This is a genomic window from Acinetobacter sp. 251-1 (assembly GCF_030329305.1).
In the GTDB taxonomy this organism is placed as follows: domain Bacteria; phylum Pseudomonadota; class Gammaproteobacteria; order Pseudomonadales; family Moraxellaceae; genus Acinetobacter; species Acinetobacter piscicola_A.
In genome coordinates, this window is the sequence record NZ_JACANS010000010.1 from 132,031 (window position 1) to 146,759 (window position 14,729).

The window sequence follows — 14,729 nt, forward strand, 5'->3', positions numbered from 1 at the left end:
TCTGTTATGAATAAATCAAACCACATGCTTTTGCACAAGAATCGAACCTACAGAATACCCTGCACCAAATGAGCAAAGTACACCATATTCACCATCATTGACCTGATCCGCAGTACGATGCAGCGCAATGATCACACCTGCAGAAGATGTATTGGCAAATTCATCCAAAATAATTGGCACTAAATCAGGATCGGCTTCCGCCACTTGTTTACCCACAATCAGTTTTAAAATCAGTTCATTCATATTGGCATTGGCTTGATGCAACCAGAAACGTTTCACATTTTCAGGCTGAATGCTGTTCTTTTCCAACTGCGTAGAAATGATTTTCGCAACCAGTGGACAAACTTCTTTAAAGACTTTACGACCATCCTGACGGAATTGTTTATCATCACGAGAGGTCAGTTCTGAACCATTCAGGAAGCCAAAGTTATTGCGGATATTGTTTGAAAATTGCGTGAATAAGTGCGTATCCACAATTTCAAAACCTGTCTTAGTTTCAGTGTCTTCAATGATCGACGCTGTTGCCACATCACCAAAAATAAAGTGACAATCACGTGAACGATAGTCCGTATGACCTGAAGTAATTTCTACATTCACCAACAACACACGGCGCGCACCTGTTTTCACTGCATCATAGGCTTGTTTTAAACCAAAAGTTGCCGCAGAACATGCAACATTCATATCATAAGCATAGCCTTGAATACCCAGCGCAGTTTGGATTTCAATTGCAACCGCAGGATATGCACGTTGTAAATTTGAACATGCTAAAATTACCACATCGATATCTTCAGCCGTCACGCCCGCATTTTCCATCGCTTGCTTGGCTGCAATCACGCCCCATTCTGCCTGAATAGAAAGCTCATCTTCTGAACGTTCTTCCAAACGTGGACGCAAACGATTAATATCCAACACACCTGATTTTTCAATCACATAACGGCGTTTGACACCTGATGCTTTTTCAATAAATTCTGCACTCGAACCACGACGTGCAACGACTTCGCCTGCTTCAATTTTTTCAGCATTTTCACTGTTAAATTGTTCTACATAAGCATTTAAGCTTTCAACCAATTCTTCATTGGTAATGATTTCCTCGGGATGATACAAGCCTGTTCCTGTAATACGGATGCCCATGGAAAACTCCTTTTCTAAATTCACAAATATTTCAAATTATTTCTATTCTAACTGATTCCAAGCTTTTCCCATACTTTTTGTATACGAGTTGCTGAAATTGGCATCTTGGTTTTCATCGGTTGAGAGAATAAAGAAATCCGTAACTCTTCCACCATAAAATACACATCTTTAACACGTGGATCCTGTTTAAACTTAAACAATTTATCCATCCACGGATCAACTTCTTTGATTGCAGCATCATCTCGACTAAGATTATTCGGCAAACGATCCAAACGCAATAACAATGCTTTTAAATAACGTGGATATTCTTGCCAAATGTCAGCTGATTTTGTATAGACAAAATTCGCCAAATTCATCAAATCAAGTTGATCTTCAATATCATCCATATTTTTGCCAAATACATCCTGATCCAGCATCAGCAACTGCTGACGAATCTGTTGCCACTGAATATAAATGTCACTGATCAGTTTCAATGCTTCCTGACCATGACTTAAAAATGACTTTTTCACATCTGCTGTTAATGTCGTAAATTCTTCTGCATTAATGGGTAACTTTTCAATACTCATTTGTAAGGTTGCATAGACCAACATTTGCTCAAGCTGAGCGCGATCACCCAGTGGGGAATAGGCAAGCGCTAAAGGTTTGGAAATTTGCTTTTTCAACTGACGAATCAAATCACCCAATTGCATATGAATCAGGCGAATTACACCCTCACGATGTTGTTTAATCGCTTCATCCTGATCATTAAAGGTTTGAATCACCACACCCGACTCATCTTTAGAATCAAGTTGGGCAAATGCTTTGGTTGCCACCAATGCCTGATACTGCTTCACCACCACGCCTGTGACTTTTTGCGAGGCTTCAAACACAAACTGTTCAGGAAACGTTTTAAACTCACCTTTCAACTGTTTGACAGGACTATGGGTTTCAGTGCGACAACGTGCTTTCAACTCGTCAAGATCACGTCCTTTTTCAATCAATTTCCCTTTTTCATCAATGACTTTAATGAATGGAATCAGGTATTGATCAATACGTTCAAACGAAAAATCTTTGGCAATAATTTGCTCGCCACGCAGTTGAAATGCTAAAAAGTCGAAAATATGCTCACGTAAATGCTGTGCATCTACCGCTTGCATCAATTTTTTTGCTGTATCAGGGATCGGCACCAAGTTACGGCGTTTATCTTTAGGCAAAGCTTTTAATAAGGCTTCGATTAAATCCTGACGCCATCCCGGAATTCCCCACGACCAAATATTTTCATCGACTTGTGGCAAGGCTTGTACAGGAATTTTGACTGTCGCCCCATCTTCATCATGACTTGGATCAAAACGGTAACTGGCTGCTAAACGTAACTGACCATTATGCAAGTAGTCAGGAAACTGTTGCGTCGTTGGACGATCATTCATCCATAAATCATCATCATCGACAAACAAATAACGTGGATTTTTTGGCTCTACTGTTGCACGCCAATCCTCGAAACTACGTCGACTGGCAATTTCAGCAGGTACTTTGGATGCATAAAACTGGTAAATGGTTTCTTCATCAACCACCAAATCACGGCGACGCAATTTGTCTTCAACGCGTTCAACTTCTTCAAGTTTCAGTAAATTGTGTTTTAAGAATGGTGGCGTAGTCCCAAGATTCCCTGTAGTCAAAGCATCACGTAAGAAAATTTCATGTGCCGCAGGCTGATCCACCTTTTCATAGTTGGTGGCACGTTTTGGTTCAATGATTAAACCAAACAGTGAAATTTGATCATAAGCATTCACCACACCCGGTTTTTTCGCCCAATGCGGCTCAAAATAATGATGTTTCAGTAAATTCGGCGCAGCCAATAAAATCCATTCAGGTTCAATTTTTGCCAAAGTCCGCAAATAAACCTGAGAGGTTTCCACCATTTCAAATGCCATCACCCATGGGGTATTGGTCTTATGTAAAGTTGATGCAGGGAAAATACGTGCTTTTTGCTGACGTACTGCCATAAATGTATTACGTTCATCCGTTTTATTGGCAATAAAAGACAATAGACCTGTCAGTAATGCACGATGTAGATTTTCATAACTGGCTTTCTTTTCATTGAAAGACAATTTTAACCCTTGTGCTAAATCGAGTAATTGCTCATGGGTTTTTTTCCACTCACGTAAACGTAACCAACTCAAAAAATGCTGTTTGGCAAAAGTACGACGTTTATTTTCAGTTAAATTTTCACGGTTCTCAGCCAATGTATTCCATAATTTGATATAGAATAAAAAGTCTGAATCCGCTTCTTTAAATAAGGCATGCTTTTGATCCGCTTGCATTTGCTTATCAGCAGGACGTTCACGCGGATCTTGCACTGCAAGAGCTGCGACAATAATCAGGACTTCATTCAATACCCCAAAATGCGCACCACCTAAAATCATCCGAGCAAGACGTGGGTCAATTGGCATTTTCGCCATTTGCAAACCAATTTTGGTCAAATCATCTTTTTGTTCGTTATAAGCCCCCAACTCAATCAAAAGCTTACGACCATCATTCACTAAACGATGGTCAGGCGGCTCAATAAAATCAAAAGATTCAACTGAACCAAGCCCTAAACTTTGCATCTGTAAAATCACCGATGCCAAATTGGTTCGTTTAATTTCAGGCTCAGTAAATTCAGGACGACTTTGGAAGTCTTCCTCGCTATATAAACGAATACACACGCCCGGTGCAATACGACCACAACGCCCTTTACGTTGATTGGCAGCAGCTTGAGAAATTGCTTCAATCGGCAAGCGTTGCACTCGAGAACGATAGTTATAACGTGAAATACGTGCAAAACCGCTATCAATCACATAGCGAATATTGGGAACAGTTAAAGCCGTTTCTGCAACGTTGGTGGCGATAATAATGCGTCGTCCACCACCTGATGGATTAAAGATTTTTTGTTGTTCTGCCAAAGCCAATCGTGCATATAACGGCAAAATTTGGGTATGTTTAGGACCAAACTTATGCAACGTTTCCTGTAATTCCCGAATTTCTTGTTCGGTACTGGCAAAAATCAGAATATCGGCATGTTCAGGATGCCCTTTACTTTCCGCATCATGAAAGCACTCTTCTACCGCACTGACCACCGCACGCGGTAGATTTTCTTCAAAATCATCAAAGTCATCATCATCACTACCGCCGATTGTCATTTCTGAAATTGGACGATAACGGACTTCTACAGGAAAACTACGCCCTTCAACTTCAAAAATCGGTGCATCATTAAAATACTGACTAAAACGATTCACATCCAAAGTTGCAGAGGTAATGATAATTTTTAGATCAGGGCGTTTTTTTACAATCGTTTTTAAATAGCCCATGATGAAGTCAATATTGAGCGAACGCTCATGTGCTTCATCAATAATAATGGTGTCATATTTATTTAAATAACGGTCATTGGACAGTTCAGCCAACAAAATCCCATCCGTCATCAAACGAACGATTGAATCATTCGAGCCTTGTTCATTAAAACGGACTTTAAAAGAGATCGATTCACCAAGCTTTTGCCCGACTTCTTCTGCAATACGTTGTGACACGCTTCGTGCAGCGAGTCGTCGCGGTTGAGTATGACCAATCATACCTGTCAGGCCACGCCCGGCGAGCATCGCGATCTGAGGGAGCTGTGTGGTTTTACCTGAACCCGTTTCCCCTGCCACAATGATGATTTGATTATTTTGAATCGCCTTGATCAATCTGTCTGCATATTGTGTAACAGGCAAATCTTGATTCAGTTTAATCGTCGGTAAACTCGCCAGTCGTTTTTTGACTTGCTGATTAGATTTTTCAAATAATTCTTGAAATTTTTCAGGATTCGCCTCTTTGCCTTTTTTCAGCCGACTTAAACGATGACGATCCCGAACCATGACCAATTGATCGACATTAAACTGATTTGGCACAGATAGATTTTCCTAAAGATAAATTTTGAACGAAACATTTTACGCTGTAAGCGTTTTGAATAAAAGATCAATTGAATTTGCTTTCAGATTTTAAATAAATAGAGAGCTACAAAAAGCCAATACAGATAAAAAAGCACAGTAGTCACAGCTAAAATAAAATGACCGCAAAGAAAAATACTGTCATACATCACTTGATAAAAAGGTGCTGTAAAAAACATATTCATTGGCATTGCAAGGCACACGAGTAAGAACACATTGATGACCAAAAACCAAATTTTAGTTTGAGTAAAACCGAGAAAAATAGCAAAAAATAGTCCGATGATTCCTGCAAAAACAAAAAGTAAAGGCTCATCTGATGTAAAGCCATTCAGTTGACTAAAATAGGTTACGCCTTCAACACCATAACCTGTTACACAAAAAGCGTTATCATAAGCAAATGCGACAAAGGTACTCAGTGAAGCAATCATCAATGTAGAAATAGCAAGAAAATGATATTTTTTCGCAGTCATTGCTCTATTCCCAATACGCTGAAATATTGATATATATCAAATTTAAAATCATAAAAATCAATTGACAAATTAGACATTCAAGCAACCAAACATTGTCACAATATTTTATACTGTCATGAATAATGAGATTGAGTGGAATCACCACCATACTTAAACAAAAGAATTGCAACAGGCACAATGTAGTCAATAATCTAATGAACCACGGACGAGAAAGTCTGAAAAAATATAAAGGAGAAAAGATCAAACCCAACAGTCCCGCAGCACCAAAAACTGCAGCATCATCAATTTCAGAACCTTGAATTTCATGAAAGTGGGTCAAAATACCTTCTTCATAAAAGCTCATGACACACAGACCCGCATCTTCAACTTGCAAAGCACAATAACTAGCCAAATATAAGAAAACTAAAATGATGATTTTATAGGTATTAATTTCAAATATGTTTGTATTTTTAAAATTCATGAAAAACAAACACTAAACTTAAAATAAAAAAGAGTAATTCTCCAATCACCCACGCCAACAGCCAATAATTTTGACAATACACAATACTGTCATAGACCAAGCCAAAGACTGAAGGTGAATCGATCATACTACTCAGGAAAATCGTTTGCAGAAGAATCAGTGTGACAAAAAACAACAGATACCATCCCCGATGATAAGACCACAGTAAGGGGATCAAGAAAATCAATGCCGTCATGGCGCTCATATCAAATATATTCGGATCTTTGCTGATGCCCCCATTCAATTCGTCCAATGACCAAACGGTATTCTGCCCCATATATTCATACAGACAGAATGTACTGTTTCCTCCCAACATACATAATGCTGCGATCAGCAAAGCCAATACAGCAACAATGCGAATACTTTGATCAATGATCATTTTATACAATTTCATGCCAAACCATGAGCATCTTATCTGAATAAAATATATACACTAAAATATTTTTTATTTCTTTTTTGCAACCATCCCCTTGAAAAGTGCTGTCACTGGCTGCATGTTATTGAGATATTTAATTCGATTGTTTTGTCATTCAATTAACATATTTTTAATATATTAATCAGTATTGAAAATAGTTTTGTATGAACAAAATGATCTTTTGAAGAAATAGTTCTAGTGCTTGGTTAATTCGTTTTTTCCGATATTAACCATAAAAAAATACTATTTCCCCAATAAAGAAATATACTTTATGCTAATTCCATAAATTAGATACTCACTTCAATCATGGAGATAATGATGAGCTTAATTAATACTGAAGTTAAACCATTTAAAGCACAAGCGTTCCAAAACGGTCAATTCATCGAAGTTACAGAAGCTGATCTTAAAGGTAAATGGTCTGTAGTTTTCTTCTATCCAGCAGACTTCACTTTCGTTTGCCCAACTGAACTTGGCGACCTTGCTGACAACTATGCTGAATTCCAAAAATTAGGTGTTGAAATCTACTCAGTTTCTACTGACACTCACTTCACGCATAAAGCTTGGCATGATTCTTCTGAAGAAATCAAAAAAATTCAATACGTAATGGTTGGCGATCCGACTTGGACACTTGCTAAAAACTTCGAAGTATTAATCGAAGCTGATGGTCTTGCTGATCGTGGTACTTTCGTTATCGATCCAGAAGGAAAAATCCAAATCATCGAAATCAATGCTGGTGGTATTGGTCGTGATGCTTCTGAACTTCTTCGTAAAGTTAAAGCTGCTCAATACGTACATGCTCACCCAGGTGAAGTATGTCCTGCTAAATGGAAAGAAGGCGAAGCAACTCTTGCTCCTTCAATCGACTTAGTTGGTAAAATCTAATTTTATTAGATCATACCGATTCAAAAAACCACGCTTTTAGCGTGGTTTTTTATTGAACTCAATCTATTTTGCACCATATATTAAAAGACAATCACCAAAATTTATTCTATCCAATCAGCTTTAAATCGTATATTTTTTACTCAACCCCCATTCAGCCAAAATACGGCGGTACATGGTAGAAGAACGATCTGCCTCAAAATGCGCCTCCATACTGATGTCTAAAGGTAACTCTTCAGGCTTTTGAGCTTCAACCATCTCTTGATCTTCAGCAAAAATCTGCGCATTAAAGTCATAAACTGCCTGTAAATCACCTGTTGTGTCAAAATTACGGGTTAAAGGTACAAATAAACGTGTCTTATTATGCGATACAGGACAACACGCATTTAAAATTTTTAAAATACCGTGATGAGGAAAATGTACTGTTAATACTGCCGAAAATGGGGGATAAACATCAAAAATGCGTTCCCATAAAAAACCCTCAGGTGCTAAATGTTGCATGCCATGCGGATAATTACTCACATTACTCACATAGTTCGTATGCAAACCATAGTCCGTCCTTTCGGTTGAATATTTAGGGACAACTTGATTTTCCCGATCAGCAAAAGCTTGATGATGTACCCAAGCAAAATGCGCAACATCAATAAAACCTTCCAACTGGCGTCCACTCGAACCTGCAATATCAACATATGGCGGTAAAATCGCTTGATGTCCTTCTGCTTCCCACGTATCTAGCACGGGTAAATTTGCCAAACTTTCATCACGCCCTAAAATACTGGTCCAAACCAAACCATATTTGATCACAACTGGAAATTTGCTCAGTGAAAAACGTTCAGAAATCTTGGTGAGTTCAGGTTGAGCTGGAATTTTGATGCATTTTCCAGCTTCATCAAAATGTAAACCATGATAAGGACAAATAATCGTCTCACCTTCGACCCAGCCTTTACTCAAAGGGACACCGCGATGAGGACAAATATCACGAACCAAATAAATCTGACCATTTTCAGTTTGATATAGCGCCAAATTCAAATCCAATAATGTCACTTGCTGCGGTTGCTGACTAACATCTTCCACGCGAGCCACAGGATACCAATGTTGCGCCAATATTGACCAATCTTGATCATTAAACTGACTATGACAAGGTTTGTTCGGAAGTTGAATCATCGGAATGGCATTCATAAATTGGCTCTTTTCAATGTACTGGTTCTATTGAGCAGTGTGGAATACATCTTTATTTTCGTCTATTAGAATGATTTATATGATTCATTCTAAAAATAAGAACACTCAGGCATTAAAATTGCTTAGTACTTGATGAGAAAGATTTATTTTAAGGAAAAATGATGGTACTGCCTTTTTCCCGCTTTACTGAATATTTTATGGTGGTTGCGCAAACAGGGAGCTTACGTAAAGCAGCCGATCAACTTTATATTTCTGTTTCCGCGGTGCATCGACAAATCGTATTAGCTGAAGAAGAATTAGGCATTGCATTGTTTGAACGCTTGCCGAATGGGCTCAAACTGACTTTGGCCGGAGAGCTTTTATTTGCAGATGTTTTAAATTGGCAAAAGGATTTTAAAATCATCCAAAAACGTTTAAATGAAATACAAGGTTTACAACGTGGTGCCATCGATTTTGGCATTATTTCAGCAATGAGTGACAGTTTTATCAGTACTGTCATCCATTCCATGCATCAACAATATCCGTGGATTAATTTCAATATTCATGTCATGGAAAGTGACCAAGTTGCGCATGCTGTCATGAATGCTGAGCTGGATTTTGGCATCATTCTTAATCCTAAACAGCAACATCAATTACAAATCAATAGTTTTATCGAATTACCCTTGGGATTTCTCATTCCCAAATCGCACCCTTTAGCCAACAAAGCCAAAATCTATTTTTCAGATACCTTGGAATGCACACATATTTTACCTGCTGCTCCCTTGATTATTCATGACTTAGTGGTTTCGTTATATAAAAAGCACGATTTTAATCCGCCCCATAAAATCCAATGTAACGATATTCGCATGATGATTTCTTTACTCAAACAAAATTTAGGCATCGGCATGATGAGTTATCTCGATGCTGATCCTTATATTGAACAAGGTGAATGTGTCTTTCGTCCAATCTCTGAAAATGGTCTACGCCTGATCACGGTTGCATTATGCGTTGCACCAAAACGGCAACTTTCCAAAATTTCACAGATCATGATGAATCAAAGCATTGAACACATGGAAGTACTCAAATCGCACATGCAGCAGTATTTTCAACAAGAAACCCAGCTTTCCTGACTCAACCCAATCACATAAATATTTAACTTTAGATCTTTATGCATGAAATCAAAACATTCAATAACCTCATTTCAGATGATCCTTTTCTGACGTGAATACAGCATAATTTAAGGCATTGCTATGAAAGACGCTCCAAACACTATTCATCAATCCGCAAAATATCCACGAGATATGATCGGTTATGCAGACCATCCTCCACACGCACAATGGCCCAACCAAGCTAAAATTGCTGTCCAATTTGTTCTCAACTATGAAGAAGGTGGCGAAAAACATATTTTGCATGGTGATGAAGGTTCAGAACAATTTTTATCTGAAATGAGTGGTGTAGAAAGCTACCCTGCTCGTCATCTGTCGATGGATTCGATTTATGAATATGGTTCACGTGTTGGTTTTTGGCGTATTCAGCAAGAATTTGCCAAACGCAATCTGCCATTAACAATTTTTGCTGTTGCTATGGCTTTACAACGTAACCCTCGTGTAGTCGAAACCATTAAACAGCACCAATATGATGTTGTTTCACATGGACTACGTTGGCTACATTATCAAAATATTGATATCCAAACTGAACAAGCCCATATGGCTGAAGCGATGCAAATTTTAACGGAACTATTTGGCGAAATGCCCACAGGTTGGTATACAGGTCGTGATAGTCCCAATACACGTCAATTATTGGCTGAATATCATCATATTCAATATGATAGTGATTATTATGGTGATGACTTGCCTTTTTGGACAACACTCTGTGATCAACAAGGGCGCACTCGTCCACACCTGATTATTCCCTATACTTTAGATAGCAATGACATGAAATTTGCTTCACCGACAGGTTTTAATCGCAGTGAAGATTTTTTTGAATATTTAAAAGATGCTTTTGATGTTTTGTATGCAGAAGGTACAACGCATCCGAAAATGCTATCGATCGGAATGCATTGTCGGATTTTAGGTCGCCCTGCCCGTTTTAAAGCCTTACAAAAGTTTTTAGACTATATCCAAAGTCATGAACATGTCTGGATTTGTACTCGGCAAGAGATTGCAGAACATTGGTATCGATATCATCCATATTCAGCCGATGCTACAGATGAATGAACTTAGGCTCGAAATAAAAATGCCGACTTCAAGACGTGTGCTTGAAGTCGGCATTTTTTTGCAATAAATCATTTGAAACATGCCGATATACAACTTTATAACATGTATTAAACCGTGTTCAAAAATGATGAGCGAGTACAGATAAACGGGGGATGATTTAAGAACCTATCTGTTCAATATTTGTAATGCCTCAATATCTAGTACATCTACTACCCAATACGGTTGTGATAATGAATGAATATCACAATTTTGTCCTGTCCCAATTCGATCAACGACCAAAAAATCACTTGGGCACTCCAACGTCATCAAAGGATGATGCCAAACACCGACATGATAATTCACACCTTGCTGCCCATTACTGATAAATGCCTGAATCTGTTGTTCATTAGGTTGATTATCATTTAAACAGGGGGCAACAACCACAATAAATGGTTGTTGATGCAAAGGAATAAATGCCTGTGAACCTAAAGGATGCCTTTCCAGCATTTCGACTTGAAAAGGAAGCTGGGTGGCGTGTAAATTACGGAAAATACTCATGCCAACCTCAGCATTTTCTCCAACTATTTTTGCCAATGCCAAAGCATGATAGCGCTCGGTTAAACCTTGATTGATTGGAAAAAAATCATTTCCTTGGATCTCAATCACATCACCAAATTGCGCAAATTTTTCTTGAGTTAAGCGCTGTATTATGATTTGCTTTTCAATCATCTGCCTTTGCTCTTTCATTTTATTTTCAATCACTTTAGAAGTAAGGTGATCCATGCACAAAAATCAGGACTGAACCCTTCCCCATAAACGAATACGACTGATTCCACCATCAGGAATCATATTGACCCGAATATAATTTACTTTTTTCTGCTGTAAAATTTCGGTACTAAACTCCGCCACACAATCCATACTTAACGGTTGTTGTTCAAGTAAAAATGACCAAAACATACTTTGTGGGACCAATTGCGCATCCGTTGCATCTTCGACATAAGCGGCTTGAATCGAACAAAATGCGGGGAAATTGCCTTTAAAATGTGCGGTATCAATATCAATTTTTTCAACTTGTCCTGCTTGCCCCAAAGCAATAATGCACCAATCAAATCCAGGAGCTCTACGTCGTTTGGTTTCCCAACCATCTCCCATATTTAATCCAGCTTCAGGGCTGAGTAAATTATTCGGATGCCCAAAATGCGCATCACTAAAGGCCACGATTCGTCCTCCATTTTTCAGCCCGATCAAATCAATTTGTTGTGTCACATCTACATGCTCCATCACCACGCTGCCGTACACTTTTAAACGTGCAATTCCACCATCAGGAAAAATATTGAGCCGAATATGAGTGATTTTATGTGGCACACAATCAAAAAAATGGTGCTGATCAGGCAATAAATTTGAGTTTTCTAATAAGACAATCCATTTTGCACCTTCGAGCTCACCATCAGGTGCATAACAGCCTTCAATCGATGCCGAAGCTGGATAGTTGCCTGTAAAAAATGAAGTATCGATATCAAAACCTGACACCATCCCCGTCACACCTAAACGGACGATACACCAGTCATAACCTGCTTCTCGTTTGCGTCGTGTTTCCCAACCATCCATCCATTTACCATGCGCATCGTATTTCCCTTCAATAAATTGCGGCAATGCACTGTGTAACATTCTTTCTGCTTGCGCAAAAAACTCATCAGAACAATTGACAATGGTTGCACCAATACGCTCATCGGCAAGATTGGTAAGTTTCTGTAAATGCGTAGGTAAAGTAATCGCTTTTGCAATATGCACAGTCATAGGTCAGTCCTAAACGTTATTTTCATTCTGTTATGCAAAATCTAGTCCAACTGGTCTGACCTGTTATAAAAATGTATTTTTTATCGTGCCCATCAATACTGATTTAAATTTTGTGTAGAATAATCATGCTATTTAAATTTTAGGCTAAATGTATGATAAATCCACACGCCATGCTCAATGGAAAAACATCTCAGGTCACTGAGCAAGCTGTGGAGCTTATTCACCAACGTATACAACAAGGGATTTACCCTATAGGCGCGGCACTGCCTGCTCAACGTGAACTTGCAACTCAGTTTGGCATCAGTCGTGCCTCATTACGAGAAGCTTTAACGCGTTTAGCCGCTTTAGGTTTATTAGAAATCAAAGCAGGTAAAGGGGTCTATGTGATTGCTCAGCATAGTCAAGTGGCTGAACAATGGGATCTTGAATATCCTGTTTCACTCAAAGACTTTTATCAATTACGCTATATTCTCGAAAGTTTTTGTGCGTTACTTGCTTGTGAATATTTAACTGAGCAAGACAAAGCGACACTTCAGCAATATGAGCAACGACTTGAAGCGTCTATTCATGAGAAAAATTGGCAGGCAGCATCTGAATATGACTATGCTTTTCATCAATATATTATTGAGTTAAGTCATAACCAGACCATTATTCAAACCCTTAAATTACACATCGATCACATTAAAAAAAGTCAAATTTTACCGTTTACTCAAGCCAATTTAGCTTTTAAAACCATTCAAGAACATAAGTTGATTTTACAAGCCTTATGTCAACAAGATGGTTTAGCTGCTGAAAAAGCCATGCGAGCACATATTATCGGTGCAGCTCAAAGAGCAGGTGTATATTTTTCACGCTACGACAACACAATATAATCCGAAATTACTCAATTCACCTCATTCCCTAAAAACATGCACTTTTTTGCTTCAAAATTTGAGCAGTAAGTCCATATTTCAAATTTTCTGCTTCGTCATAAGGCAATTTTACTGGTAAGACCAGTAAAACCAGTGATTAAAAATTGGCACGCTTCTCGCTTAATACTGTTTAGAAATTTTGATAATGATTGAAGGTCTAAATAATGAAAATTGCGATTATTGGTGCAGGAATGGGCGGTTTAACTGCAGGTATTGCCTTAAAAAAATTTGGGCATCAAGTCACTATTTATGAACAAGCCGCAGAAATTTTACCTGTTGGTGCTGCGATTTCACTTTGGTCTAATGGGGTGAAATGCCTCAATTATTTGGGTTTAACCGATCAAATTCAGGCTTTAGGTGGGCAAATGGATACACTTGCCTATGTGGATGGACTGAGTCAAAAAACCATGACTCAATTTAGTTTAACACCGCTATATCAAGAAGTTGGACAACGTGCCTATCCTGTGGCTAGAGCCGATTTACAACATTTACTGATGCAACATTTTGGGCTTGATGATATTCAGCTTGGAATGAAAATGACAGATATTTCCTCCCATCCCGACCATGTCAATATTCATTTTCAAGATGGTACAGAGATCACAGCCGACTTACTCATTGGTGCAGATGGTACACATTCACTCACACGTCAATTTGTCCTAGGCCACCAAGTTGAGCGTCGCTACGCAGGATATGTCAATTGGAATGGACTAGTTGAGATTAATGAAAATATTGCCCCTGCCACACAATGGACGACATTTATTGGCGAAGGAAAGCGTGTCTCTCTCATGCCTGTAGCACAAAATCGTTTTTATTTCTTCTTTGATGTTCCTCTTGAACTTGGACAACCCAATCAGCGTGAAGCATACAAACAAGATTTAAAAAAATATTTTTCTGAATGGTGTGAACCTGTACAAACATTGATTGATCATTTAGATGAACAAAAAACCAATCGTGTCGAAATCCATGATATCGAACCTTTTATGAATTTCTATAAAGATCGTGTCGTACTCCTCGGTGATGCAGCTCACAGCACAACACCTGATATTGGTCAAGGAGGTTGCCAAGCGATGGAAGATGCGATTTATCTCGCACGTGCCCTACAAATCAATACCTTTGGACTGGAAGATACTTTGGCTCGTTATCAGAATAAACGTAATGATCGTACAAAAGAAATGGTTTTAAGAGCACGTAAACGCTGTGATGTTACCCACATGAAAGACCCAGCAATAACCCAAGAATGGTATCAATCTTTATATGAAGAACAAGGCAATCATATTATGCAGGGTATTATCAGCAATATTGTAGGTAATCCACTCGATTGATTCATCATTCT

Annotated in this window: 13 protein-coding genes; 5 read left to right on the forward strand and 8 right to left on the reverse strand. The window is 38.5% G+C overall.

Translation table 11 applies throughout. From position 1 onward, the window contains the following. Positions 1-15: 15 nt before the first annotated feature. The 5 genes from HX129_RS10170 to HX129_RS10190 all read right to left on the reverse strand — a co-directional run bounded on the left by HX129_RS10170 (position 16) and on the right by HX129_RS10190 (position 6,435). Complete coding sequence (locus tag HX129_RS10170) at positions 16-1,131, reverse strand: beta-ketoacyl-ACP synthase III (protein ID WP_130073225.1); 1,116 nt, start codon at positions 1,129-1,131, stop codon at positions 16-18. A gap of 47 nt (positions 1,132-1,178) precedes the next feature. Next, positions 1,179-5,000, reverse strand: coding sequence for an ATP-dependent RNA helicase HrpA (hrpA, locus tag HX129_RS10175; RefSeq protein WP_502872676.1), 3,822 nt, complete (start codon positions 4,998-5,000; stop codon positions 1,179-1,181). Between the two features lie 116 nt (positions 5,001-5,116). Then, on the reverse strand, positions 5,117-5,542 hold the full coding sequence (locus tag HX129_RS10180; protein WP_286434724.1) for a hypothetical protein: 426 nt from the start codon (positions 5,540-5,542) through the stop codon (positions 5,117-5,119). Positions 5,543-5,546: 4 nt separating this feature from the next. Continuing rightward, entirely contained in the window at positions 5,547-6,002 is a 456-nt protein-coding gene (locus HX129_RS10185; protein WP_286434725.1) for a hypothetical protein, read from the reverse strand. After that, complete coding sequence (locus HX129_RS10190) at positions 5,992-6,435, reverse strand: hypothetical protein (protein ID WP_174492436.1); 444 nt, start codon at positions 6,433-6,435, stop codon at positions 5,992-5,994. Before HX129_RS10190 ends, HX129_RS10185 begins: the two co-directional genes overlap by 11 nt. A 339-nt stretch (positions 6,436-6,774) precedes the next feature. Here HX129_RS10190 and ahpC point away from each other — a divergent pair, with 339 nt between their 5' ends. After that, positions 6,775-7,338 (forward strand): alkyl hydroperoxide reductase subunit C, encoded by a 564-nt coding sequence (gene ahpC, locus HX129_RS10195; RefSeq protein WP_130073220.1) that lies wholly within the window; start codon positions 6,775-6,777, stop codon positions 7,336-7,338. Between the two features lie 120 nt (positions 7,339-7,458). On the opposite strand, the gene HX129_RS10200 is transcribed toward ahpC, so the two are convergent. Further along, positions 7,459-8,514: a Rieske 2Fe-2S domain-containing protein gene (locus HX129_RS10200; RefSeq protein ID WP_286434726.1), complete on the reverse strand. Its 1,056-nt coding sequence runs from the start codon at positions 8,512-8,514 to the stop codon at positions 7,459-7,461. A gap of 161 nt (positions 8,515-8,675) precedes the next feature. On the opposite strand from HX129_RS10200, the gene HX129_RS10205 reads away from it, so the two are divergent. Together HX129_RS10205 and puuE are read left to right on the forward strand one after the other, a co-directional pair. Further along, positions 8,676-9,623, forward strand: coding sequence for a LysR family transcriptional regulator (locus HX129_RS10205; RefSeq protein WP_286436172.1), 948 nt, complete (start codon positions 8,676-8,678; stop codon positions 9,621-9,623). A 120-nt stretch (positions 9,624-9,743) separates the two neighbouring features. Next, a complete protein-coding gene (gene puuE, locus HX129_RS10210) occupies positions 9,744-10,709 on the forward strand; it encodes an allantoinase PuuE (protein ID WP_286434240.1) in 966 nt (321 codons plus the stop codon). 165 nt (positions 10,710-10,874) lie between these two features. Here the strand turns inward: puuE and HX129_RS10215 are convergent, their stop codons facing one another. Together HX129_RS10215 and alc are read right to left on the reverse strand one after the other, a co-directional pair. Then, positions 10,875-11,417, reverse strand: a complete 543-nt coding sequence (locus HX129_RS10215; RefSeq protein WP_286434251.1) for an ureidoglycolate lyase — start codon at positions 11,415-11,417, stop codon at positions 10,875-10,877. Between the two features lie 63 nt (positions 11,418-11,480). After that, positions 11,481-12,485, reverse strand: a complete 1,005-nt coding sequence (gene alc / locus HX129_RS10220; protein WP_286434238.1) for an allantoicase — start codon at positions 12,483-12,485, stop codon at positions 11,481-11,483. Positions 12,486-12,640: 155 nt separating this feature from the next. On the opposite strand from alc, the gene HX129_RS10225 reads away from it, so the two are divergent. Both HX129_RS10225 and hpxO read left to right on the forward strand, forming a co-directional pair. After that, a complete protein-coding gene (locus tag HX129_RS10225; RefSeq protein WP_286434249.1) occupies positions 12,641-13,357 on the forward strand; it encodes a FadR/GntR family transcriptional regulator in 717 nt (238 codons plus the stop codon). Positions 13,358-13,560: 203 nt separating this feature from the next. Further along, complete coding sequence (hpxO, locus tag HX129_RS10230; protein ID WP_286434236.1) at positions 13,561-14,718, forward strand: FAD-dependent urate hydroxylase HpxO; 1,158 nt, start codon at positions 13,561-13,563, stop codon at positions 14,716-14,718. Positions 14,719-14,729: the final 11 nt, after the last annotated feature.

Excerpts from the sequence above, each read along its gene's own strand:
- HX129_RS10170 (WP_130073225.1), bottom strand. The coding sequence starts at position 1,131 with ATGGGCATCCGTATTACAGGAACAGGCTTGTATCATCCCGAGGAAATC.
- hrpA (WP_502872676.1), bottom strand. The coding sequence starts at position 5,000 with ATGGTTCGGGATCGTCATCGTTTAAGTCGGCTGAAAAAAGGCAAAGAG.
- HX129_RS10180 (WP_286434724.1), bottom strand. The coding sequence starts at position 5,542 with ATGACTGCGAAAAAATATCATTTTCTTGCTATTTCTACATTGATGATT.
- HX129_RS10185 (WP_286434725.1), bottom strand. The coding sequence starts at position 6,002 with ATGAATTTTAAAAATACAAACATATTTGAAATTAATACCTATAAAATC.
- HX129_RS10190 (WP_174492436.1), bottom strand. The coding sequence starts at position 6,435 with ATGAAATTGTATAAAATGATCATTGATCAAAGTATTCGCATTGTTGCT.
- ahpC (WP_130073220.1), top strand. The coding sequence starts at position 6,775 with ATGAGCTTAATTAATACTGAAGTTAAACCATTTAAAGCACAAGCGTTC.
- HX129_RS10200 (WP_286434726.1), bottom strand. The coding sequence starts at position 8,514 with ATGAATGCCATTCCGATGATTCAACTTCCGAACAAACCTTGTCATAGT.
- HX129_RS10205 (WP_286436172.1), top strand. The coding sequence starts at position 8,676 with ATGGTACTGCCTTTTTCCCGCTTTACTGAATATTTTATGGTGGTTGCG.
- puuE (WP_286434240.1), top strand. The coding sequence starts at position 9,744 with ATGAAAGACGCTCCAAACACTATTCATCAATCCGCAAAATATCCACGA.
- HX129_RS10215 (WP_286434251.1), bottom strand. The coding sequence starts at position 11,417 with ATGATTGAAAAGCAAATCATAATACAGCGCTTAACTCAAGAAAAATTT.
- alc (WP_286434238.1), bottom strand. The coding sequence starts at position 12,485 with ATGACTGTGCATATTGCAAAAGCGATTACTTTACCTACGCATTTACAG.
- hpxO (WP_286434236.1), top strand. The coding sequence starts at position 13,561 with ATGAAAATTGCGATTATTGGTGCAGGAATGGGCGGTTTAACTGCAGGT.